This window comes from Brevibacterium antiquum CNRZ 918 (genome assembly GCF_900169145.1).
In the GTDB taxonomy this organism is placed as follows: Bacteria; Actinomycetota; Actinomycetes; order Actinomycetales; family Brevibacteriaceae; genus Brevibacterium; species Brevibacterium koreense.
Genome location: NZ_FXZD01000003.1, coordinates 179,552 through 202,191, shown reverse-complemented (window position 1 = coordinate 202,191; position 22,640 = coordinate 179,552). Strand labels below are relative to the sequence as shown.

23 protein-coding genes are annotated in these 22,640 nt (G+C 62.3%); 8 read left to right on the top strand and 15 right to left on the bottom strand.

Going from position 1 to position 22,640, the window contains the following annotated elements; translation table 11 throughout:
• Window positions 1–37 precede the first annotated feature (37 nt).
• The 15 genes from BANT918_RS06055 to BANT918_RS05990 all read right to left on the bottom strand — a co-directional run bounded on the left by BANT918_RS06055 (window position 38) and on the right by BANT918_RS05990 (window position 16,909).
• The gene (locus tag BANT918_RS06055; RefSeq protein ID WP_101619403.1) at window positions 38–805 is read right to left on the bottom strand and encodes an MBL fold metallo-hydrolase; all 768 of its coding nucleotides are present in this window, start codon (window positions 803–805) and stop codon (window positions 38–40) included.
• The gene (locus BANT918_RS06050; RefSeq protein ID WP_101619402.1) at window positions 802–1,779 is read right to left on the bottom strand and encodes a hypothetical protein; all 978 of its coding nucleotides are present in this window, start codon (window positions 1,777–1,779) and stop codon (window positions 802–804) included. Before BANT918_RS06050 ends, BANT918_RS06055 begins: the two co-directional genes overlap by 4 nt.
• Window positions 1,769–2,242 carry a RidA family protein gene (locus BANT918_RS06045; protein ID WP_101619401.1) on the bottom strand — a complete coding sequence of 158 codons (474 nt, stop codon included), beginning with the start codon at window positions 2,240–2,242 and terminating at the stop codon, window positions 1,769–1,771. The genes BANT918_RS06050 and BANT918_RS06045 overlap by 11 nt, the downstream gene beginning before the upstream one ends.
• Window positions 2,243–2,313: 71 nt before the next feature.
• Complete coding sequence (locus BANT918_RS17350) at window positions 2,314–2,469, bottom strand: hypothetical protein (protein ID WP_096158366.1); 156 nt, start codon at window positions 2,467–2,469, stop codon at window positions 2,314–2,316.
• Window positions 2,470–2,712: 243 nt separating this feature from the next.
• On the bottom strand, window positions 2,713–5,124 hold the full coding sequence (locus BANT918_RS06040; protein WP_101619400.1) for a transglycosylase domain-containing protein: 2,412 nt from the start codon (window positions 5,122–5,124) through the stop codon (window positions 2,713–2,715).
• 55 nt (window positions 5,125–5,179) lie between these two features.
• On the bottom strand, window positions 5,180–6,163 hold the full coding sequence (locus tag BANT918_RS06035) for a metallophosphoesterase (RefSeq protein ID WP_101619399.1): 984 nt from the start codon (window positions 6,161–6,163) through the stop codon (window positions 5,180–5,182).
• Between the two features lie 127 nt (window positions 6,164–6,290).
• Window positions 6,291–7,202: a metal ABC transporter permease gene (locus tag BANT918_RS06030; RefSeq protein ID WP_101619398.1), complete on the bottom strand. Its 912-nt coding sequence runs from the start codon at window positions 7,200–7,202 to the stop codon at window positions 6,291–6,293.
• Complete coding sequence (locus tag BANT918_RS06025; RefSeq protein WP_101619397.1) at window positions 7,202–8,071, bottom strand: metal ABC transporter ATP-binding protein; 870 nt, start codon at window positions 8,069–8,071, stop codon at window positions 7,202–7,204. Before BANT918_RS06025 ends, BANT918_RS06030 begins: the two co-directional genes overlap by 1 nt.
• 2 nt (window positions 8,072–8,073) lie before the next feature.
• The gene (locus tag BANT918_RS06020; RefSeq protein ID WP_101619396.1) at window positions 8,074–9,126 is read right to left on the bottom strand and encodes a metal ABC transporter solute-binding protein, Zn/Mn family; all 1,053 of its coding nucleotides are present in this window, start codon (window positions 9,124–9,126) and stop codon (window positions 8,074–8,076) included.
• A gap of 289 nt (window positions 9,127–9,415) precedes the next feature.
• Window positions 9,416–10,468 carry an aspartate-semialdehyde dehydrogenase gene (locus BANT918_RS06015; RefSeq protein ID WP_101619395.1) on the bottom strand — a complete coding sequence of 351 codons (1,053 nt, stop codon included), beginning with the start codon at window positions 10,466–10,468 and terminating at the stop codon, window positions 9,416–9,418.
• Window positions 10,465–11,793, bottom strand: coding sequence for an aspartate kinase (locus BANT918_RS06010; protein WP_101619394.1), 1,329 nt, complete (start codon window positions 11,791–11,793; stop codon window positions 10,465–10,467). The genes BANT918_RS06015 and BANT918_RS06010 overlap by 4 nt, the downstream gene beginning before the upstream one ends.
• A 269-nt stretch (window positions 11,794–12,062) precedes the next feature.
• Window positions 12,063–12,296 carry a helix-turn-helix domain-containing protein gene (locus tag BANT918_RS06005; RefSeq protein ID WP_101619393.1) on the bottom strand — a complete coding sequence of 78 codons (234 nt, stop codon included), beginning with the start codon at window positions 12,294–12,296 and terminating at the stop codon, window positions 12,063–12,065.
• Window positions 12,296–13,000, bottom strand: a complete 705-nt coding sequence (locus BANT918_RS06000; protein ID WP_101619392.1) for a DUF2975 domain-containing protein — start codon at window positions 12,998–13,000, stop codon at window positions 12,296–12,298. The genes BANT918_RS06005 and BANT918_RS06000 overlap by 1 nt, the downstream gene beginning before the upstream one ends.
• A 196-nt stretch (window positions 13,001–13,196) precedes the next feature.
• A complete protein-coding gene (gene recR, locus BANT918_RS05995; RefSeq protein WP_101619391.1) occupies window positions 13,197–13,802 on the bottom strand; it encodes a recombination mediator RecR in 606 nt (201 codons plus the stop codon).
• Window positions 13,799–16,909, bottom strand: coding sequence for a DNA polymerase III subunit gamma and tau (locus BANT918_RS05990; RefSeq protein ID WP_101619390.1), 3,111 nt, complete (start codon window positions 16,907–16,909; stop codon window positions 13,799–13,801). The genes recR and BANT918_RS05990 overlap by 4 nt, the downstream gene beginning before the upstream one ends.
• Before the next feature lie 127 nt (window positions 16,910–17,036).
• On the opposite strand from BANT918_RS05990, the gene BANT918_RS05985 reads away from it, so the two are divergent.
• From BANT918_RS05985 to BANT918_RS05950, 8 genes are read left to right on the top strand one after another with little or no spacing between them, the layout of a single operon-like run.
• Window positions 17,037–17,705, top strand: a complete 669-nt coding sequence (locus BANT918_RS05985) for a DUF1707 SHOCT-like domain-containing protein (RefSeq protein ID WP_101619389.1) — start codon at window positions 17,037–17,039, stop codon at window positions 17,703–17,705.
• The gene (locus BANT918_RS05980; protein ID WP_145996945.1) at window positions 17,702–17,893 is read left to right on the top strand and encodes a hypothetical protein; all 192 of its coding nucleotides are present in this window, start codon (window positions 17,702–17,704) and stop codon (window positions 17,891–17,893) included. Before BANT918_RS05985 ends, BANT918_RS05980 begins: the two co-directional genes overlap by 4 nt.
• A 31-nt stretch (window positions 17,894–17,924) precedes the next feature.
• Window positions 17,925–18,956, top strand: a complete 1,032-nt coding sequence (locus tag BANT918_RS05975) for an N-acetyltransferase (RefSeq protein WP_101619387.1) — start codon at window positions 17,925–17,927, stop codon at window positions 18,954–18,956.
• Entirely contained in the window at window positions 18,946–19,602 is a 657-nt protein-coding gene (locus BANT918_RS05970) for a DUF4178 domain-containing protein (RefSeq protein ID WP_233430370.1), read from the top strand. The genes BANT918_RS05975 and BANT918_RS05970 overlap by 11 nt, the downstream gene beginning before the upstream one ends.
• Before the next feature lie 29 nt (window positions 19,603–19,631).
• On the top strand, window positions 19,632–20,165 hold the full coding sequence (locus tag BANT918_RS05965) for a DUF2617 family protein (protein WP_167389397.1): 534 nt from the start codon (window positions 19,632–19,634) through the stop codon (window positions 20,163–20,165).
• Entirely contained in the window at window positions 20,162–20,521 is a 360-nt protein-coding gene (locus BANT918_RS05960) for a hypothetical protein (RefSeq protein WP_101619385.1), read from the top strand. Before BANT918_RS05965 ends, BANT918_RS05960 begins: the two co-directional genes overlap by 4 nt.
• Window positions 20,522–20,577: 56 nt before the next feature.
• On the top strand, window positions 20,578–21,003 hold the full coding sequence (locus tag BANT918_RS05955) for a DUF350 domain-containing protein (protein ID WP_101619384.1): 426 nt from the start codon (window positions 20,578–20,580) through the stop codon (window positions 21,001–21,003).
• Window positions 21,000–22,628, top strand: coding sequence for a polyamine aminopropyltransferase (locus BANT918_RS05950; RefSeq protein ID WP_101619383.1), 1,629 nt, complete (start codon window positions 21,000–21,002; stop codon window positions 22,626–22,628). Before BANT918_RS05955 ends, BANT918_RS05950 begins: the two co-directional genes overlap by 4 nt.
• Window positions 22,629–22,640: the final 12 nt, after the last annotated feature.

Here is a 22,640-nt window from a genome sequence, read left to right as displayed (position 1 = left end):
CGAGCAATGCCGCGCGAGGCGCCTCAGCTGCGTCTGCTCACATCTGGTCGTCGGGCGCCAGGGCTCCCAAGTAGTTCAGCTGCGCCCGCACGATCTGCTCGGCGGCTGCGCGGACGCTCGGATCGACGTCGTGGTAGACGATGTCACAGACTTCGGTGGCACTCGTGGCTCCTTGCGCCAAAGCCGCTCTGACCTGTGCGATGCGTTCGAGCCGGTGGCTGCGGTAGTACTCAATCACCTGGGCAGGAGATTCGATGCTGGGACCGTGTGCGGGCTCAATGGTCGAATAGACTCCCTCACCAAGCAGCCGGATCAGCCGGTCGAGTGACTCAAGGTAGTCGCCCAGCGATCCTTCCGGATGGGTGACGATCGTCGTCCCCTCCCCCAGGACCGTGTCGCCGCTGTAGAGCACGTGATCATGGATGAGACTGATGCTGTCCATCGTGTGTCCCGGAGTCGCTACGACTTCCATGACATCGGCCGTGTCAGTGCCGAATGCGATCATGTCACCATCGGCCACAGGACGGCTCAGACGGGAGAACTTCTCGAGGACCGCGTGCACGGGCACCTCCGGCGCCCACTGCTCCACACTTCCGAGCATCTCCGAGTGATCGTCATGCTGATGTGTGAGGATGATGGCCGACAGCTTCCGGTCGCCGAGCTCAGTCAGGAAGTTCTCACGATGTTCAGCAAGCTCCGGGCCCGGATCGATGAGCACAGCCGAAGTGTCGTCCGCCGAGGTGATGACATAGGTGTTGGTGCCTGTCAGAGTCATCGGGGATGGGTTGTTCGCGCGGATCCTCATGATTCGTCCGTCTCCTCTTCGCCTGCTTCGGCATCGTTGTCCTCGTCACTCAGAGTCAGAAACCCGGGGCTCTGGTCATTCTCGTCGTCACCGACGGCCACCGCATAATCGCGCAGAGTGCCCTTGCGGTAGAGGTCGCGTCCGGGGTGGATGACGACCCGCCACTCGCCGTCGTCGTTGGTGATCTCGGGCCGCAGCGGATGCAGATCGCGGACTTGGGCCATGGCGGCTCCGACGCTTGGTACGTCGACCAGGCTCTCGGCGATGATGCGCGTGCTCGCACTGATCTTGTCGGGATCTCCCTCGGCCTCGGCGAGGATCTCCTCGGGTCGTTTCCATCCTCCCGAGGTCTCATTCGGAGAGAGGAAGTCGACGTTCTGGCCGAAGGGCACTGTGGCCACAAAATAGGTGGTATCGAAGCGGTGCAGCTGGGTCGCCGTGTTGATCCACCGCAGCCAGGGTTTGCAGAGGTCCGGGCGCAGCTTGAGATCACGTTCGCGCAGAATCTGGGACCAGGAGATCTCATTGGAGAACAGCCGTGACCGCGTTCCGCGCCAATCCGTCTGGGGCGCGGCGACGATGTCCCGGTCGACGTCCTCCGCCAGCAGGACACCGGTGGCAGCGAACGAGATTCGTGCCGCGGCCGAGAAATGGTGCAGGGCCCGTGACTTGTTCTCAATGCTCAGAGTCCTTGCACAGCGGGCCGAATTCCATCCGGCCAGAGGCAGATTGCGCAGGTCACCGAGACGCAGATTGCTGACCGGGTAGGCCAAGCGGTTGCGGTCTTCGATTCCCCTGGCATCAAGCTGCCGAGTGATGAAGGTTTCCAAGCCATCCAGTGAGTCTCTGATCAGCACGATCGCCGAGGCAGGTCGTGGAGCTTCGGGGACCGGGAACCGCCCGTCGGACTGCCATTGGTCCAAAAGCCAACGCAGGTCCGACGAGACGGGCAGAGTGCGTCCGCTAAGCGGCATCGTCCTCAACCTCGACGACGACTTCGACCTCAACGGGGGTGCCGAGAGGAAGAGTGTTCACACCCACGGCGCTGCGCGTGTGCTGGCCACGGTCGCCGAAGATCTCACCGTAGAGTTCGGAGACGCCGTTGATGACGGAGGGCTGCTGTGTGAAGTCATCAGCCGAGTTCACGAACCCGGTCACCTTGACGACGCGCACGATCCTATCGAGATCGCCGATGACGCCGGCAATCGCGGCGAGAGCATTGAGCCCTGCAGTCCGTGCCAGGTCATAGCCGGTCTCAAGGTCGACGTCGGAGCCGATGTGGCCCGTCGCGGGAAGTTTTCCGTCGACAACAGGCAGCTGGCCCGAGGTGTAGACATAGTTGCCGGTCCGCAGCGCCGGGACGTAGGCGCCTGCGGGTGTGGCGACATCAGGCAGGGTGAGACCGAGTTCAGCGATGCGGTCTAGGGTCTTCGACATGTTTGGTCCTTCGACGAGGGTGTTTCAGGTCAGATGAGTGCTCAGACTCTGGAGCTTCAGGCTTGGTTGCTTCAGGCTTTGGGACGCTTGAGGTAGGCCACGAGTCCGTTGTTGTCGGGGCCCGGAACAACTTGGACCAGCTCGTAGCCGTCTTCGCCCCACTGGTCGAGGATCTGCTTCGTCGCGTGGACGATGAGCGGCACAGTGACGTATTCCCACTTGGTCATGATTCTCCTTGAGTCTCTGGTTGCCCGTGTCCCGATGCGCCATCGGAACGAGCGCCTGCATGAACCGACAGCCGATCGTACTGCACGAGTGCGACCGGCGATCATTGTCGTTGCCAACACTAGCCGAGAACCCGGGAACCCACCGCCAACCATGCCACAGAGTGAACGCTCCTGAGAGACGAGAAGGGGGTGGGGCGATCGGAATGATCGTCCCACCCCTGTACCTCTCAGGTTGCGCGGCGCTCAGTTACCGGCGAGGCCCGGCGCTTCACCGCCGCCGTCTCCACCGTCTCCGTTGTCGCCATCTCCGCCACCGGTGCCACCGCCACCGTTGTTACTGCCGCCGGTACCGCCACCGCCACCAGTGCCGCCGCCGTTGTTGCTGCCGCCGGTACCGCCACCAGTACCACCGCCACCGTTGTTACTGCCACCGGTACCGCCACCGGTGCCGCCACCGGTGCCGCCGCCACCGTTCTGGGTGCCGGTGCCGCCGCCGGAGCCGCCACTGGAGCCGGCGCCGCCCATGTACTTGCCACTCGGCTTGGGGAATCCGGTGTTGCCCTTCGTCTCCTTGACCGCCTGGTTCATATAGGCCTGCCAGGTCTTACCGGAGATCGTGGCACCGTAGACATATCCGCGCACCGCTCCCTGGCTGTTCGTGCGCCAGTCACGCGTTCCAGCCGGGTCACCGGTCCAGACGGCGGTCGACAAAGTCTTCGTGAACCCGAGCAACCAGGTGTGACCGACATCGAAGTTCGTCGTACCGGTCTTTGCACCTGCTGGTGCTCCGATCTTCAACTGGGTAGTCGTACCACCGTTGAACGTCTGCGTCAGCGCATAGGCGACACCCTTGGCCACCTCTTTGTCGAGGACTTGTTTGCAGCCTTCTCCCGGTACGTCGATCTTCTTGCCCGAACGGTCCTTGATCTCAAGGATCGGCTTCGGACCGCAGAACTCGCCTTCGTTCGCGAAGGTCGCAAACGCCGCTGCCATCGCGATCGGGGTGGTCTCCGTCGTTCCCAGGATCGATGAAGGCGACAGCGCCTGGATGAAGCCGGACTTGTTCTTGAAGTCGAGCTTCTCGCCGCTGCCGTAGCGGATTCCCAGGTCCATTGCGGTGTCCATGATCTTGCACATGTTGAGCTGGTTGCCAATGGCCGCGTAACCGGTGTTCACGGACTTCTTCGTGGCTTCCAGTGCGGTCATAGATCCCTTACCTGGTCCATCGCCGGCGTTGTTCGGGTCCCAGTCACCGCCCATGTTCGGACAGCCGTCATATTTCCATGAGTTTGCCGGGAAGTTGCGCTTCGTAGCGTTAACCGTTGTGTTGAGGCCCCTGCCGGATTTCAGCCAGGTGGCCAGCACGAAGGGCTTCCACGTCGAACCGACCTGGAACCCTCCACCGCCGTTGTGCTTCCTATCGACCGTGTAATTGATGCTGGTCTTTTTGTTCTTGTCCTTCTTTTTGACGTCGCCGACCGTGTATTCGCGGTTCTCAGCCATGGCGATGACCTCACCCGTGCCGGGTTCGATCGTCACCAGAGCATGCCCAGCGCCGGAGGGGTCGCCCACGGGGACACGACTCTTGATCTGCTTGTCAGCGATCTTCTGAATCTCGGGGTTGAGGCTGGTCTTGATCGTCAGCCCGCCGCGCTGCAGGAAGGCGAGGCGTTCTTCAACGGTCTTGCCGAAGGTGTCGTCGTTCTTGATGACGTTTTCAACGTAGTCGCAGAAGAATGCAGCGTTATTCTTCGCCGCCGAACAGCCGTTCGGGGTCTCGTGCAGGTCGAGGTCGAGGTCGGTCTTGACCGCCTTGTCGTATTCCTTCTGACTGATGTGATCGTATTTGAGCATCTGCCCGAGCACAGTGTTACGGCGCTCCTTCACCTGATCGGGGGACCGCTGCGGGTTGAAGGCCGAAGGGTTCTGCACAATGCCGGCGAGCATCGCCGACTGCTGAATATTCAGGTCCTTCGCGTCGATGCCCCAGTATTTGTGGGCCGCAGCCTGCACACCGTAGGCGTTGGGCGAACCAGAGTAGTTGTTGATGTTCATGTAGCGGTTGAGAATGTCCTTCTTGTCGTACTTCTTCTCAACTGCAACAGCGAGTTTGGCCTCACGCAGCTTACGCGCATAGCCAGCCGTGCCCTCTGACTCCTTGGCCGCTGCGACACCTTCTTTGTTCTCGTTAGCGTGGGCGTTCTCCGCCAGCACGTTCTTCACATACTGCTGAGTCAGCGTTGATCCGCCCTGTGTCGTCGAGGACATCATGTTGTGCACCGCTGCACGGGCGATACCCTCGATATCGACGCCGCCGTGCTCGAAGTACCGATAGTCTTCGACCGAAATCGTCGCGTCCTGCATCTCCTGCGAGATCTCGTCGAGGGGCACTTCAACGCGATTCTGCCAGTAGAACTCCGCAATCTCCGAACCGTCGGAGGCAAGCATCGTCGACTTCTCCCCCAGGTCCTGGACCTCCAGGGTCGCGGGAAGGGAGTTGAAGATCTCGACCGCACTGTTTGCGCTGGCAGTAGCTACACCGACCCCAGGGATGGCAAGACCGGCGGCGACGATTCCCGCCACCGCGCTCACGGCGACGAATTGGAGAAACGCACCGGTCTTGGTCGGATTCGGATTTGACTCAGGAGACACCATAAGGCCAAGTTTAACTAATCCGAGTTGTGCAAATTCTCAATAATCGATGAGAAGGTCAGACTCTGGGGACGAGAGTCAACAGGCTGACCTCGGGACGGCAGGCGAAACGCACCGGTGAGAAGGGCGAGAATCCCAATCCAGCAGAGATCTCGACGAGAGATTTTCGGTAGGGAAACAGGCCTCTTGCGCGTGTCCGATCGAGGTCGCAGTTGGTCACCGGCGCGCCCCAGAAGGGCACCCGGATCTGCCCCCCGTGAGTGTGACCGGTCATGATGAGGTCGGCCCCCGCCGAGGTGAACGCCTCCAAGGTGCGCGAATACGGCGCATGCGTGACCCCTACTTTCACCCCAGCAGCAGGATCGAACCGAGGGTAGTCGAACGCCTTAGGGCCACGGCCCTGACCGTCGCTTGGCTGGATCCGGTCACGGTCGATGTGGGAGTCCCCCAGGCCGCAGAAATCAATGCGGGTCCCACGGATCGTCAGACTCGCCTCGGCGTTGTCGAGAAAATGCCATCCACGGGTCTTACTGTGCGTGTCACTGGTAAGCGTGTCGTCGGTGGGCGTGTCGCCGGCTGTAATGTGACTGCCTTCGAAACCGCGAATCAGGGCCTTGACGTCCAGGTCGGGCTGCGTGCGATGCTTCACCTCGGAGGGAGACCGCAGGTAGGTGGCAGGATTCTTCGCCTTGGGCGAGAAGAAATCGTTGGACCCGAGGACGAAGACGCCGGGAACATCGAGTAGTCCGTCGAAGACGTCGAGGACGACGTCCACGATGTCTGCAGAGAGGTTGTCCCCTGTGTTGACGACGATGTCGGGGTCCAGGCGTGTCAGCGCCTTGACCCAGGCGGCCCTGTGCTTCTGCCAGGGCGCCAAATGCAGGTCGGAGACGTGCAGCATCGTGATGGTCTGTGCTCCGGCCGGGAGGATCGGCAGGGTGTGGCGACGGACGGCGAAAAGGTGCGGTTCGATGACCGCTCCCCAGATGCCGGCTGCCGCAGGAATCGCGAGGGCGCCGGCGAATAATGCACGCTTCTTCATTCGTCCAACTCTAGTCGGCCATCCTCCCCACTTTCCCAACTACTACCTAACGGCGGCCCAGCACCATGGCGCGAGGTTGCTGGGCCGCCGTCAGGTAGTTCGGGAGGAGTGCTGGGCTCGCGGCGTCTCAGGCTGGGAACGCGACCGGCTTCTCGTGTTCTCCGGCAGCACGGGCGGTGCGGCGTCGGTGCAGATGCTTCATCCGGCGCTGCCCAACGAAACGGCAGACGAGGTAGATGAGGAATGAGATCGTGGTGACGAACGGGCTGATCGGCACGACCGGCGAGCCCAGAGCGATGAGAATGCCGCCGACGGAGGACGTGACCGCGAAGATGACACTGAGGACCGGAACCCATACCGGGGATGCCGAGAGCTGGGTGGCCGCCGCGGCCGGGGTGATGAGCAGAGCGAGCACGAGGAGCACGCCGACCACCTGCACACTCAGTGCCACGGCCAGACCGAGGGTGAGCATGAAGACGATCGTCAGCCCCGATACCGGCACCCCTTTGGCACGTGCCACCTCAGGATCGAGGCTGGCGAACATGAGCGGGCGCCAGACGACGGCGAGCACGAGGAGCACAATCAGCGAACACACGACGAGGGTCATGATCTGCCCCGGTGTGATGGCCACGATCTGACCGGTCAGCAGTCCGAACTTGCTGGCGGCACGGCCATCGTAGAGGGCGAGGAACAAGATCGCCAGCCCCAGCCCGAAGGGCATGAGCACACCGATGATGGCGTTCTTCTCCGACGCCTTGGCCCCACCGACGCCGATGATCAGCGCGGCGATGATGGATCCGATGATGGATCCGCCCACCACGTCGAAGCCGACGAGGAGGGCGAAGGCGGCACCGGCGAACGAGAGCTCTGAGACACCGTGGACGGCGAAGGGAATGTCGCGGGCCATGACGAAGACGCTGATGAGACCACCGACGACGCCGAGCAGCCCGGCGGCGATGAGCGAGTTGGACAGCAGCGCCACCAGTTCGCCGTAGTCCTCGAAGGTGAACAGACTGCCGAAGATCTCCTGAGCTGACATCAGATCGCACCTCGTTCCATGCTCATCTCGTCCTCGTGGATGTGGTGGTCGACGTATTCGGCTTCGCCGCCGACCACGATGAGCCGGCCACCGACTCGGACCACTTCGACTGGGGAACCGTAGAGTCTGGTCAGCGACCTGGTGGTCATCACCTCGGCGGGGGTGCCGACGAGGAAGTGGCCGCCGACGATGTAGAGGACACGGTCGACGTAGGGCAGGATCGGGTTGATCTCGTGGGTGACGAAGACGACGGAGGTGTTGCGTTTGACCCGCTGCTCATGAAGCAGACCGGCCACGACCTTCTGATGATGGATATCCAGGGACAGCAGCGGCTCATCGCACAGCAGCACCGAGGGGTCGTTGGCCAGGGCCTGGGCCACGCGCAGACGCTGCAGCTCACCGCCGGACAGAGTCCCAGCAGGGGCGTCTGCGTAGTCGCTGGCGCCGACGGAGTCGAGGAGCTCATCGACCTGCTGGCGGCGTCGCCTCCAGAACCGGCCGGGCCCCCAGCGGTGTCCGTCGATGCCCATCCGGACCAGATCGCGGCCCCGCATCGGGGTGTGCTGGTCGATTCCGCGCTGCTGGGGGATGTAGCCGATGGCCGAGTTTCCCGCGTGCACGTTCCTGCCATTGACCTCAGCTGAGCCGGTGGACAGCGCATGCTGGCCCAACAGCACCTTGAGCAGAGAAGTCTTCCCGGTCCCGTTCGGGCCCAGCACCGCCACGAACTCCCCCGGTGAGACATCCAGGTCGAGGTCGTGCCAGAGCACACGCTGACCGAATCGCAGCTGCGCATCGCGCAGACGGATCACCGGTGGTTGGCCAGCTGTTGTGATCTGCTCGGGAGAAATGTCGGAATCAGTGGCCATTCTCAGTGTTCATGTCCTTCGAGCGCAGTGGAGATTTCGGTGATGTAGTCGCCCATCCAATCCGCATAGTGCGCATCGGCCGGCATCGTTTCACTAAGGTCGACGACCGGAACGTCGGATTCCTCAGCCGTGGATTTCAGCCGCTCTGCCTGTGGACCTGCCGCTTGAGTATTGTACCCAAGCAGAACTGCGTCACCCGCCGAAATCTGCTCCTCGGCCTTCTTCAGCACCAGGGGCGGCACGTCGTTGCCCTCTTCCACGGCTGCGAGGAACTCATCGGAGGTGATGTTCGTCAGCCCCATGTCCCTAAACAGCCACAGCGGCACAGGTTCCGTGGCCGCGACCTCATCACCCTCATGTTTAGTCTTGGCCGCATCGATCTGCGACTGCAGCTTCTCCAGCGTCTTGTTGTAGTCGTCTGCGTTGGCTGCGAAGTCATCCTTGTGTTCGGGTTCAGCCTCGCCGAGGTGGGTCGCGACCTCGTCAACAAGTTTCGTCATCGTGGGAACCGAGTACCAGAGATGCTCGTTGAACTCCCCGTGGTCGTGACCGTCATCGCCGTGGTCGTGACCGTCATCGCCGTGCTCGTGGTCATGACCTTCCTCGTCATCGCCATGTTCGTGGACGTGACCGCCGCCCTTGGCTTCCTCATCACCGTGATCATGAGATTCATTGCCGACGCCCTTGGAACCGGGCAGGCCGGAGATCGAGACTGTGTCGATGGTGTCGACCTCGACGTCAGAGGCTTCAAGCATCGTGGTCATGAATGAGTCGTAGCCGCCGCCGTTCTGCACGACCACATCGGCCTTCGACAGCTTCAGGCGGTCCTGTGTCGTCGCCTCATAGGAGTGCGGATCCTGGTTGGGATCATCGATGACTGCGCTCACCTTTGCGAAGTCGCCTGCCACTTGGGACACGATGTCCGCGTACACATTGGTCGAGGCGACGACCGAGAGTTCTGTGGATCCAGAGGCCTGTCCCCCGCACCCGCTCAGAGCGGCAACTGTGGTCAGAGCAATAGCCCCGGACATAATGCCGAGTCGGGAAGAGCGCATGAAGTGCCTTTCAGAGCGTGAGGTAGGACCGTGTGTCAACGACGTTCACACTACTCAGTTCGAAGGTTCACCACTAATATAAATATTTATATATAGCAACTTGTTTATGTGTACCGCCCCCGCGCTCGATCCACGCCGCGCTCGAAAAAGTCGTCGCAGGCGACGATGAATTCCGACGCCGCGTTGATCGGCGGCCGTACGGCCGGCGCTGACACGTCGAACCGCCCGGGAGCATCGGCTCCCGGGCGGTTCGCGTGCAGCTCAGATCGAGCGTTTTTCGGCGAGGAGATCAAGCCGCCTGTGACTCAACCTTCTTCGCCAGCAGCGCCGCGATCTGCACAGTATTCAGGGCAGCACCCTTGCGCAGATTGTCATTGGCGACGAACAGGACGAGTCCCTTGCCTGCCGGAGCAGACTGGTCGGCGCGGATACGGCCCACGAAGCTTGCGTCCTTGCCTGCTGCCTTCAGCGGTGTGGGCACGTCATCAAGCTCGACGCCAGGTGCCTTCGCGAGCACCTCGGTGGCCTTGGCCGGTGTGATCTCGGAGTCGAACTCCGCGTGGATGCTCAGGCTGTGTCCGGTGAACACGGGAACGCGCACGCAGGTGCCTGCCACGAGGAGATCCGGAAGCCCCAAGATCTTGCGGCTCTCGTTGCGCAGCTTCTTCTCTTCGTCGGTCTCGAGTTCACCGTCATCGACGATGGATCCTGCCATGGGCAGGACGTTGAACGCGATGGGTTCGACGTAGTTGTCCGGCGCGGGCAGGTTCACTGCGCTGCCGTCGCGAGCCAGCTTGCGGGAATCTGCGACTCCGGCTTCGAGCTGCCCGGCGAGCTCTTCGACTCCGCTCACACCTGAGCCGGACACTGCCTGGTAGGTGCTGACGATGAGTCGCTGGAGGCCAGCGGCGGAATCGAGCGCCTTGAGGACCGGCATGGCAGCCATCGTGGTGCAGTTCGGGTTGGCGATGATGCCCTTGGGCAATGTGTCCAGAGCTTCCGGGTTGACCTCGCTGACGACCAGGGGAACGTCAGGATCTGAGCGCCAGGCAGAGGAATTGTCGACGACGATGGCTCCGGCTGCGGCGAAACGCTCCGCCTGTGCACGGGAGGTGGCCCCGCCGGCGGAGAACAATGCGATGTCGAGCCCACTGGGGTCCGCCTCGGCGGCGTCTTCGACGGTGATGTCCTCACCGGCGAATTCGATGACCTTGCCCGCAGACCTCGCCGAGGCGAAGAGCCTCAGGCTGTTGATCTCGAATCCGGGATTGTCCGCCAGCAGGTCGAGCATGACGCCGCCCACCTGACCGGTTGCTCCGACTACTCCGATATTGACGCTCATCGTCCGGTACCTCCGTAAACCACTGCTTCGTCGTCTTCACTGTCGAGTCCGTACGCGGCATGGGCGGCACGGACGGCGTCGTCGAGAACATCTGCTCGCGTGACGACGCTGATACGGATCTCCGAGGTGGAGATCATATCGATGTTCACTTGGGCGTTGCTCAGTGCCTCGAACAGGATGGCGGTCACACCGGGGTGGGAGCGCATGCCTGCACCGACGACGGAGAGTTTGCCGATCTGATCGTCGTAGCGAACCTGGTCGAAGCCGATCGAGGTCTTCACCGCGTCGAGGGCTTCAAGTGCCTTGGCACCGTCGTCCATCGGCAGGGTGAAGGAGATGTCTGTCTTGCCGGGTTCGCGCGTGGAGATGTTCTGGACGATCATGTCGATGTTGATCTCCGTCGCGGCCATGGTGTTGAAGATCTCGGCAGCTTTGCCAGGAACGTCGGGAACGCCGACGATCGTGACCTTGGCCTCCGAGCGATCATGGGCGACTCCGGAAATGATTGCCTGTTCCATGTTGGACTCCGTTTCTGATTCCGCTGCTGCCGGGGCCTTCGACCCCCGTGTCGGCCGGAAGGCTTCAGGAATGGGTGAGCCGGTCACCCAAGTGCCTTGATTACGTGAGAATGAGGACCGCACGTGCACGGGCACATTGTAGCGGCGGGCGTATTCGACGCACCGGAGCATGAGGACCTTGGCGCCCGAGGCCGCCATCTCCATCATCTCCTCGTATCCGATCTCATCGATCTTGTGTGCGTTCGACACGATACGGGGGTCTGCGGTGAATACTCCGTCGACGTCGGTGTAGATCTCGCACACGTCGGCATTCAGTGCCGCTGCCAGTGCTACCGCGGTTGTATCCGATCCGCCGCGTCCCAGTGTGGTGATGTTCTTCGCTGTCTGACTGACTCCCTGGAATCCGGCCACGATGGCCACGTATCCCTGGTCGAGTGCCGAACGGATACGACCCGGCGTGACGTCGATGATGCGCGCCTTGCCGAACTGCTCGTCGGTGATCACACCTGCCTGGGAGCCGGTGAATGACTGTGCTTCCTCGCCGAGGTTGGCGATCGCCATGGCAAGGACCGCCATAGAGATGCGCTCACCGGCAGTGAGTAGCATGTCGAGCTCACGGGCTGGGGGCATCGGAGAGACCTGTTGGGCCAAGTCGATGAGATCGTCGGTGCTGTCTCCCATGGCCGACACCACGACAACAACTTCGTGACCGGCCTGACGGTTCTCGACAATTCGCTTGGCCACTCGCTTCACCGATTCCGCATCGGCTACCGAGGACCCGCCAAACTTCTGGACGACTATGCTCACTGCAGTCTCTTCCTTATCGCTGATAAGTTCCGTGCCGGGCGATCGATTCCATGCTTCCAAACATGGTCGTCTCGTGCTTGCATCGATCAGGATTTCAGCCGTGTCGGCTCTCCGGCACCTTGACCATTGTATGAGGTCAGCCGTTTCACTTCACCTTCACCCGTCTTTCAGACCCTGCTCAGGTCCTCGGGATTCGCATCGCAGATCCGCTGGGACCCCCGCGCTGTTCACGATCTCGGGTGGTCGGCTGGTGATGCTCCCTGCTCGTCTCAATCGGGTCTGACGTTGACGGTGAACAGCTCTCCCGGTTGACAGTCGAGAGCCTGGCAGAGCGCGATGAGCGTGGAGTACCTGATGGCCTTTGCACGGTTGTTCTTGAGCACCGACAGATTGGCCAGGGACACCCCGACGAGCTTCGACAGCTCGGTGAGACTGAGGCCTCTGCGCGTCAGCAGTGAGTCCAGATGACAGACGACGTGGAGTGAATCGAATTCCTCAACCATCAGACCAGACCTTCAAGTTCTTCCTGGGCTGCACGGCCGGACTTGAAACAGCGACGGAGAAGTTCAGCGCCACCGATGACTCCGAGAACCAGGAACGCCTGCATGGTGGTGATGCCAGGGCCAACCTCCTGGGCGATGCCGAGGTCGCGGGAGACCAGGTTGCTGCCGAGGAGCATAGTGAGAAAGTAGAGAGCGAACCCTACGGCGACGATCCATTCGAGTACCACGAGAGCTCCGATCGAGCGAGCAGTGAAGGGGGCGCCCGCGGAAATAGCTCTGATGACTGGAACGATCGCAATCGCGGCACCCAGGAAAATGAGAATGACGGCGATCTTAGCGATGATGAGGAACACCATAGTCTCCGGGGCCAGGTCAGATGTCGAGACTGTGATCTGCGTCAGTCCACTCAACGAGGCCGCGGCTGAGGGGAAATCGAGCATCCCCACGGAGTCGGACTCGAATTCCAGCGGCAGTTTGATCTCCGAGTGGACAAGGTCGGTGATCAGCTCAGTGACCGCATAAACTACATAGAATCCGATCGCCAGTCCGACCCAGAGTTCGTATCCTGTGCCGAACGCCTTGCGCTTAGCCTCTTTACCCGGGGACTTCGCGCCGCCCTTAAGGTTCCCGATGACGGTGTCATCGTTCTCGGAACGACGGCCGGCTTCGCCGGGACGCTCATTCTGCTCATTTCCCTGTGACATCGTCTTGCCTTCTCAATCCGCTCATCTACATCTTTATCGTTATTCGATATGCCGATAAACGATATACTTCACGATAATCGATATGCCGTCAAGGGCACATGGGGATCATCTTTGTCACGGTGATGATGTCGACGAGGGAGCAGGCGCTGCGTCAGGAGTGAACGCTCGCGGGGTGCAGCAGGATGGCTGAGTCGGATCAATCCATCTCGCGACGGCCTGAGAAGGCACGGCCGAGTGTGACCTCATCCGCGTATTCGAGGTCTCCGCCGACGGGCAGGCCCGAGGCAAGCCTGGTCACGGTGACACCGATGGTGTTGAGCAGCCGCACGAGGTAGGTGGCGGTGGCCTCTCCCTCGAGGTTGGGGTCAGTGGCGATCACGCATTCCTTGACTTCGCCGTTCTGCAGACGCGGCATCAGTTCCTTGATGCGCAGATTGTCCGGACCAACGCCGGCCATGGGGTCGATCGCGCCGCCGAGCACGTGATAGAGGCCCCGGTATTCGCGGGTGCGTTCGATGGCGACGACGTCCTTCGGTTCCTCGACAACGCAGATCATCGAACGATCACGACGCGGATCCTGACAGACGGTGCACTCTGATTCCTCAGAGACATTGCCGCAGATGTCGCAGAAGCGCACGCGCTTCTTCACATCGGTCAGAGCCTGTGCCAGGGCGCTGACATCGGCGGATTCGGATTGGAGAATGTGGAACGCCAGTCGCTGCGCGGACTTAGGGCCGATGCCCGGAAGCTTGCCGAATTCCTCGACCAGGTCCTGCAGGGCACCTTCGTAAACCGAGCTCATACTTCTCTTTCATCAATGATTTCGCCGCCGAGGACTCGTGCGATCACGGCCACTCCGATCTGTGGAGCTTCCGATACGTCGAGATCCGTGTCCGGATCGTACTCGTCTTCGTCAGCTCCGGAACTCTGGGTATGAGAATCTGCGTTCTCGCTATTCGCATCGTTTGCGGTCAGCGCGCCGTTCGTGTTCTGCGGGTAGGCGTGTCCTCCCGTCTGGGCCATTGGCTGTGGGGTGCCGCCTCCGTGCTTCTCGGCAAGAGCGGCGAAACGGGATTTGAACGGCTTCTTGCCTCCGTGTCCCTGAGGTCGCGAGGACTGTGCTGACGACTCCTGAGGCTGTGAGTGCGCAGTTGGCTGTGCCGCAGAATCCGACAGTCCCATATCGGCATCCGCGTAATCACCGAGGAAGTCGAGATCATCGTCTTCCGGGGGAGGCACGACCAGCGCTCCGACTTCCACAGCACCCGAACCCGCGCTCGTGGACTCATCGGTTGGATCCGTCGGCCCAGCTGCGCCGTCTGGGGAATCACCGAGGTTCGGGGCACCATCGCTTGGCCCATCGTGCCAGGCCGGTTCCTCCCATCGGGGCTGCACATACTCCATCGGTGCATCCGGCGCCACCTGTGACGCGGTGTGCGCCTGTGGATCACTGTCCGATTGCTGATCGGAGGGGTAGTCGGAGGCACCGCTGAAGAAGTCATCGTCAGAGAGATCGGGCACGACGATTTCCGAGTCCGCCACTGACTCGTCCGATACCGAGATTTCAGATGTCTGCTCTTCAGCCGCAGCCTCTTCTGATGCCGCTGTATCAGACGCCGACACTTCAGGGGCTGACTTCTCAGGCTCTGGAGCGTCAGGCTCTGAAGCGTCGGCGGGTGCCCCCGCTGAAAGGCCGGGCTCGGAGCCAATCGGTGACTGTGTCCCCGGTTGTTCTCCCTCCTCATCGTCGTCAGACCACGGTCCCTGAGGAGAGCCGCTGGTCTCCCAGAATTTCTCGTGATCAACCTGCGGCTTGTCGACCTCGCGAGTGCCGACGACCGCGGCGACTTCCTGTGGGCTGGGTCGTCTCTGCGCAGGTGCTGGTCCCCGGTTGCCGGTGGTCTCGTTCATCACCGGGGCCGAGGCGCCCTTGCCACCGGTTCCGCCCCCGGCATCTTTCTGATTCGAATTCCCACCAATACGGCCGACGTCGCCGATGTCGATGCGGGCCTGGATGCCCAGGACATCATTGATCGCCATCGCCAGCTTGGCAGCATGGTCTCTCTGCTGGAAGCCCTGGACAGAACCGGCGTTGTTGAATCCGAGGTAGACAACACCGGCCGAGTAGGATTGTGGGATCGCATTCGCCGCAATGATCGCCCTGGTCAGACGGCTGCGTTTCTCAACTGCGGCAAGGATGCTCGGCCAAGCCCGTCGAATTGCTTCGATTTCGCCACCGATGTTGCCTACGCCAGCCACAGCTCCATCTTCGGGAGCAGAGTCTGCCCCTGGAGCTGATTCTTCAGACGGCGCGCTAGCTTCCTGCTCGCCCTGAGCCTGGGGTGCCTGAGTCTGAGGCGCCGGAGCCTGGGGTGCCGGATCTTGAGAAGCAGGTTCGACCCCAGACTGTTCACGAGGTTCCTCTTCTGCGGCTGCGTTCACCGACTGCGGTGGCTCGTTGAGCATGGATTCCGCAGCCACAGCCATGTCGGCGAGATCGTCGAAATCATCATGTGGTGCTTGATTCGCAGGCTGCGGCGCAGGCGCCTGCGCTGGCTGCGCCGATTTCGGCTGCGCAGTGGTGTCCTGCACACCGCCCGGCCCGGCAGCTCTGCCCTGCTGGGCAACTTCTCTCTGCTGGGAGCCTGCATCCGGCTGAGCAATTCCATCCTGCTGTGCAATTCCATCCTGCTGTGCAATTCCATCCTGCTGTGCAGGCGGAATGTTCGCGGCCGTTCCCGATGCGGACATGCCGATCCGGCGTTCCATCCGTTCGACACGGCTGAGCACGGCGTCGCGACTGCGGCCTGAACCGGGCAGAAGAATGCGCGCACAGATCAGCTCGAGCTGCAGCCTCGGCGAGGTTGCTCCTGACATTTCGGTCAGACCCTGGTTGAGTAGGTCCGCCGCGCGCGAGAGCTCGCCCTGCCCAAAGCCTCTGGCCTGCAGGGTCAGTCGTTCGAGGCGGTCAGGAGGGACCTCCGGAAGGAAGGCATGAGCAGCCTCAGGGGCCGCATTGATGACGATGAGGTCGCGCATGCGCTCGAGCAGATCCTCGACGAAGCGACGCGGGTCTTGTCCCGATTCGATGACACGTTCGACGGCACGGTAGACCCCGCCGCCGTCACCGGCGGAGAAGGCGTCGACGATGTCGGACAGCAGAGAGTCAGGGGTGTAACCCAACAGCGAGATGGCTCCGGCGTAGTCGACACCGTCAGGCCCCGAACCGGCGATGAGCTGGTCGAGGACGGACAGGGTGTCACGCACTGAACCACCACCGGCGCGCACGACGAGCGGCAGCACACCCTTGGCGACCTGCACGCCTTCGCGGGTGCACAGATCGTCCATATAGTTGCCCAGCGCCTCGGGCGGGACCAGCCGGAAGGGGTAGTGATGTGTCCGCGACCGGATCGTGCCGATAACCTTCTCAGGTTCGGTCGTCGCGAAGATGAACTTGATGTGAGGCGGCGGCTCCTCGACGATCTTGAGCAGAGCGTTGAACCCCTGCGAGGTCACCATATGAGCCTCATCGAGGATGAAGACCTTGTACCGGTCGCGGGCCGGGGCATAGATCGCACGCTCACGCAGGTCACGGGCATCGTCGACACCGTTGTGGCTGGCCGCGTCGATCTCCACGACGTCGAGGGACCCCGGGCCGCCGTTGGCCAGATCCTCACAGCTGGGGCACTCACCACAGGGCACAGGAGTCGGGCCCTTGGCACAGTTGAGGCACCTCGCCAGGATCCGTGCAGAGGTGGTCTTGCCACAGCCTCGGGGGCCGGAGAACAGATAGGCATGGTTGATGCGGCCACGTGCGATCGCGGCCTTCAGCGGATCGGTCACATGCTCTTGACCGATGACCTCATCGAAGGTCTCTGGGCGGTATCTTCTGTACAGTGCGGTGGACACATGCTTAGCCTAATGCCAACGGCTGACACGACACACGTGCCCGCTCCTCGTCGTCATGGTGACCTGCAGCCCAAAACGAGACGCAGTTCGTTGTGGCCGGCAGTGTGAATCGGGCACGATAGAGGCTATGAGCCACTCCGTCCCCGATTCCCCTGACAACAACCCTGCCGAGAACGACCCGGCGAAGACCTACCGCATCGGACACAAAGAACGCGACGAAGCGATCGAAGTCCTGCGCGAAGCCGCCGGCGACGGTCGGATCACGGTAGAGGAGCTCGACGAGCGCATGGAGAAGGTCCAATCCGCCCGCTTCCCGATCGACCTTGACGAAGTCCTCTCCGACCTCACCCCCACCCTGCCCTCCGATCGCTTCCGCCTCGGGTCCTCTCTCACCCGAACGACTCCCGCCGGACAGGCCATCGAGACGGGAGAGCCACTGGTCATCAAGGCCGGCTGGGAGACCGAACTCCGCCGTGGACGGTGGCAGGTGCCTCCCTACCTCCGGTGCCACCCCACAGGGTCGAACATCGAACTGAACTTCCTCGAGGTCGAGACCGATCTCGAGGTCATCGATGTCGAAGTCGTCGCAGGCATGGGGTCTGTGATCGTCGTCGTCCCCGATGACTGGGCCGTGAACACTGACGCTCTGTCCAAATCATGGGGGTCGGTGAAATCCGTGGTCAACGCCGTCCCAGAGGGCCGCAAGCCGATCATCGAAGTCAGCGGTTCGATCGGCATGGGTTCCTTCCGTGCCCGATTCGCGAATTTCCTCGACCGTCGTCGGATGGCCAAGTGATGGAACCCGGCCTCGGCGCGGTCATCTTCCTCATCCTGACCATCATCGTGGTCTTCAGCGTAGGTGCCTTCCTCATCTACCGGGTGATGAATCGTCCCGGTGCGCACATCGGCTCACGCCTGCCCAAGGACGATCCCACCGCCGAAGCAGGTCCTGAGGACGGCGTGGACCCGCACCAGCATCCTTGAAATCCGTGTCGGCTCGTGGTCGACTCGTGTCATGGTCGATGTCCAGATCACCCGGATCCAGCCCGACGATGTCGACGGGCTCACGCGTTGGCATGGCCTCATGCGTGAGGCCTACACCGCCGACCGTACCGCCGCCTGGTGGCAGAGTCTCGAATCCACCCTCACCCAGTTCGCCCACCCGCGCTCGGACAAGTCCGATATCGCACTCCTGGCCCACCTCGACAAGCAGGCCATCGGCGGCGCCGAGGTCAACATCGTCACCGATGCACCCGCCGACGTCGAGGTCGGGGTTCTTCCCGCTCACCGGTGCCAGGGACACGGCACCTCGATTGCCGGTGTCGTCGAAGATCTGCTGCACGGGCGCACGGAGCTCGTGCAGACCGAAACCTACTGCCCGGAAGGCGTCGCCTTTGCTCAAGCCCAGGGTCTGAGCATCGGCAACCAGGAGTATCGTCTCCTGCTCGACCTGCCGGCCTACCTGCGCGACGATGCGAACCGCTACAAGCACCCGGACGCGAAGTCGAAGCTCAGCACGGTTCCCGATCCGAGCATGTCGATCACCTCATGGATCGGCGGCTGCCCGGAAAAAGTGGTCGAGGATTGGGCCAGGCTGCGCGAACAGATGGATGAGGATGTTCCCGTCGGTGATCTCACTCGCACGCTCAAACATGCCGGTGCGAGCGCGATTCGCACCCATGAGGAGCGAATGGCAGATCAGGGCTGGATCCTAGTCAGCTCGATCGCGCACATCGACGATGCCTCTCTCGGCTCTGCCCCGGTCGGCTACACGGAGATCATGGTCTCGTCCCACGAATCGGACATCGTCATCCAGGAGGACACCTTGGTCGACCGGGCATATCGCGGTCGAGGCATCGGCCGGGCACTCAAAGTCGCGAACATGCGCCAACTCCACGACATCCCGGAGGTCACCCAGGCGTCGTGGATACAGACCTACACGGCCACGAGCAATGGGCCGATGCACACCCTCAACCAGGACCTCGGATACTTCGCGGCAGACACGATGACCGCACTCGAAGGACGTTTCGACTACAGTGAACTGTGAACTTTCCGGCTACCGAAGCGAAGCAGGCACCGTGTCGTCCAACATCCTCATCATCGCACTGGTATTCATCGTCGTTGTCCTCATCACGGTGATCGTCGTCCGCAAGCGTGCAGCGAACCGCCGCAAGTCCGAAGAGAATGCGGCTGCCCCCCGCCCGAGCGATCCGTTCGCCGCCGAGCAGAACACCGGCGGGGATCCGGAGACGATCAAAGCCGGTGATCTGCTCGAGTTCGGCAATGAGAAGTTCTTCGTCCGCGGCACCCTGCGCATCTCCGAGGGCGGCTACGACTGGGCCGAGCACTTCTTCCAGGCCGACCAGTCCGCCACCCGCCTGTGGCTGACAGTCGAGAAGGACCCCGACCTGCAGGTCTCCCGCTGGCGTGATCGTCCCGACCTGGACATCGAACCCAAGGCCAAGGCCATCACCATCGAGGGCACCGAGTACAAGCTCATCGAGCACGGCACCGCCTCCTATCGCTCCGAGGGCACCACTGGCCTCAACGAGAAGGGCGGTGTGGACTATGCGGACTATGAATCCGATGACCACAGACTGCTCGCGTTCGAACGCTTCGACCACGGCCGTTGGGAAGTGAGCACCGGCGAGTCGATCCCGGTCGGCTCCTTCACCATCTATTCGGGCAGCTGATGGCACTCACTCCCCCAATGACACAGCAGGTGAGCGCTGACGTGGCATTCACCGACACGTCGGCCCAAGCACTGAGCTTCAGCCTGGACCAGCGCCGAATCGCCCCTCTGGCCTCAGAGTTCATCGATCTGCCATCGTCGGATGGGCAGGATCGATCGCGCCTCGAACTCCACGTCATCGGCTCCTCCCACCAGGTGGTCCTGAGCGACCATGACACTGACTCATTCATCGAAACCTTCGCCTGCCTCGGCGAGGATGAGAGTCCCGGCTGGGACACGACCCGCACCACCACTGGAACCTGGTCGGGATTCACCCGGCATCAGTTCCGGTGCGAGCTCACAGACGTGGCCGGCAGCTTCACCGATGCCGCCGCCGAGGTGGTCCGCCGTTCGAGTGCCCACGACCGTCATCTCGTCGTCGACTTCCCCGGTGAACCCGGTGCGCTCACGGCACTGGCGTTGACGAACAGCACACCGGAACAAGTCTCCTGGCAGAGCTGGCACTGCTATCCGCAGCACCGACAGATCGTACACAGCCACAGTGAACTGAGGAGGAGATCATGAGCCGCGATCCCAACGTCTCCATGGGCGGAGGCTCCTTCAACTTCGACGCCGAGAACGGACGCGGCTCCGGCGGCGGAGATCGCGGCTCCGGCGGCAATCGCGGCTCTGGACCCTCGAACAATAACTCCGGAGACCCGAAGCGGCGCTCCGGCTGCGGCACCATCGTCTTCCTCGTCGTCATCGTCCTGATCCTCGGCAGCATCATGAATGGCTGCACAGACGATTCGAACGGCTCGGGCGGGGGCGGCGGAGGATTCTTCTTCCTTCCCTTCTTCGGAGGCGGCTCCAGCAGCACCGGATCGACCTACGGCGATGGCTCCGGATTCCGCGGCGGCGGACCCGGCACCGGCAAATGACAGCGCCCGCAGCAACTGCAGAAATGACAGCACCGACCGCACCTTGAAAGGCAACCATGTTGGCAGACCTCTTCCTTGAGATCGGGATCGTCCTCTCCTACGCCGTGAGCGGCCTCATACTCATGCTCATCGGCTACTTCGTCGTCGACCTCCTCACCCCGGGCAGGCTCCACGTGATCCTGTGGGAGAAGAAGTCGAAGAATGCCGCGATCCTTGTGGCCTCCGACCTTCTGAGTGTGGCGATCATCGTCATCGCTGCGATCCGGGCCAGCTCCGATGACCTGCTCCTGGGCATCATCTCCACACTCGTCTTCGGCCTCGTCGGCATCATCCTCATGGCCCTGAGCTTCCTGCTCATCGACGCCTTCACACCCGGCAAGCTCGGCGACATCATCAAACCTGATGAGTTCCACCCCGAGGTATGGGTCAATGCCTCCGCTCACGTGGGCATCGCGGGCATCATGGCCGCAGCACTCCTTTGAGCTCACTGACCGACACCAGTGACGCCGGTTCCACCGGCGGCACCAAACCGATCACGTTGCCGCTGAAGCCAGGGCCAGCCCGTTTTTTCGTGCTCTTGGCCGTCTTCATCTGCGCCAGCTGCGGCATGGTCTACGAGCTCGCGCTCGTCGCACTGGGTTCCTACCTCCTGGGCGACACGATCGTCCAAGCCTCGATCGTGCTCTCCGTCATGGTATTCGCGATGGGCATCGGGTCCCTGGCCACGAAGCGCCTGACAGAGTTCGCCGCCGTCGCCTTCGCCCTCATCGAAGCGGCCTTGGGCATCATCGGTGGGCTCTCGGTCATCCTGCTCTACCTCGCGTTCGCCTTCGCCGACGTCTACACCGTCGCCATGGTCGCCCTCGCATTCGTCATCGGCGCCCTCATCGGCGCGGAGATCCCACTCCTCATGGAGCTCGTCCAGCGCATCCGCGCGCAGAAGGCCTCAAGTGCCGTGGCCGATCTCTTCGCCGCGGACTACGTCGGCGGCCTGGTCGGCGGCCTCGCCTTCCCCTTCATCCTGCTTCCCGTCTTCGGTCTGCCCCGCGGCGCCCTGGCAGTGGGCATCACGAACGCCGTCGTCGGCATCCTCATCGTCCTCTGGCTCTTCCGCACCGAAATCCGCACCCGCACACAGGTGATCTTGGCTGGCCTGCTCGTCGTCATCGTCGGTGGGCTCACCGTGGTCTGGGTGTACACCGACGATATCGAGATGACCACCCGCCAGCGCCTCTACCGCGACCCGATCGTGTACTCCCAACGCACGGACTATCAGGAGATCGTGCTCACCGAATCGCAGAAGACCGGAGACACGAGGCTCTATCTCAATGAGGACCTGCAGTTCGCTTCGGCAGACGAATACCGCTATCACGAATCCCTCGTCCACCCGCTCATGGACGGCCCCAAACGCAACGTCCTCGTCCTCGGCGGCGGGGACGGCCTGGCGGTGCGTGAGATCCTCAAGTACCCCGACGTCGAATCGGTGACGCTCGTCGACCTCGATCCACGAGTCCTCGAACTCGCGAAGACCTCGGACCACTTCACCGACTTCAATGAGGACTCCCTCGACGATCCCCGGGTGACAACCATCGCCGCAGACGCCTTCACCTGGCTGCGCGAAGCCAAGCACACCGCCTACGATGCGGTCATCGCCGACCTGCCCGACCCAGACGATGTGGCCACCTCGAAGCTCTACAGCATCGAGTTCTATGGACTGATCAAGCAGGTCATGTCTCCCGAGGCCCGCCTCGTCGTCCAGGCCGGTTCCCCGTATTTCGCGCCGGATGCGTATTGGGGCATCGGGGAGGCCGTCGCCGAGGCGGGCCTGGCCACCACGCCCTATCACGTCGATGTTCCCAGCTTCGGTGACTGGGGCTATTTCCTCGCCGATGTCTCTGGACAGGGCGGGACCAGCAAGAAGGGTCCGGACGTGACAGTCCCCCGGGATGCTCCCGAGGGATTGAAATTCGCGACGCCTGAGGTGCTCGCTTCCTCCACCGCCTTCCCGCCCGATCGTGATCGGGCCTCCGTCGGTGACGTCGAAGCGTCGACCCTGCTCCACCCACGTGTGCTCGATCAGGAGCGCGGAGCCTGGGTCGGCTATTGAGCCTCAGTTTGT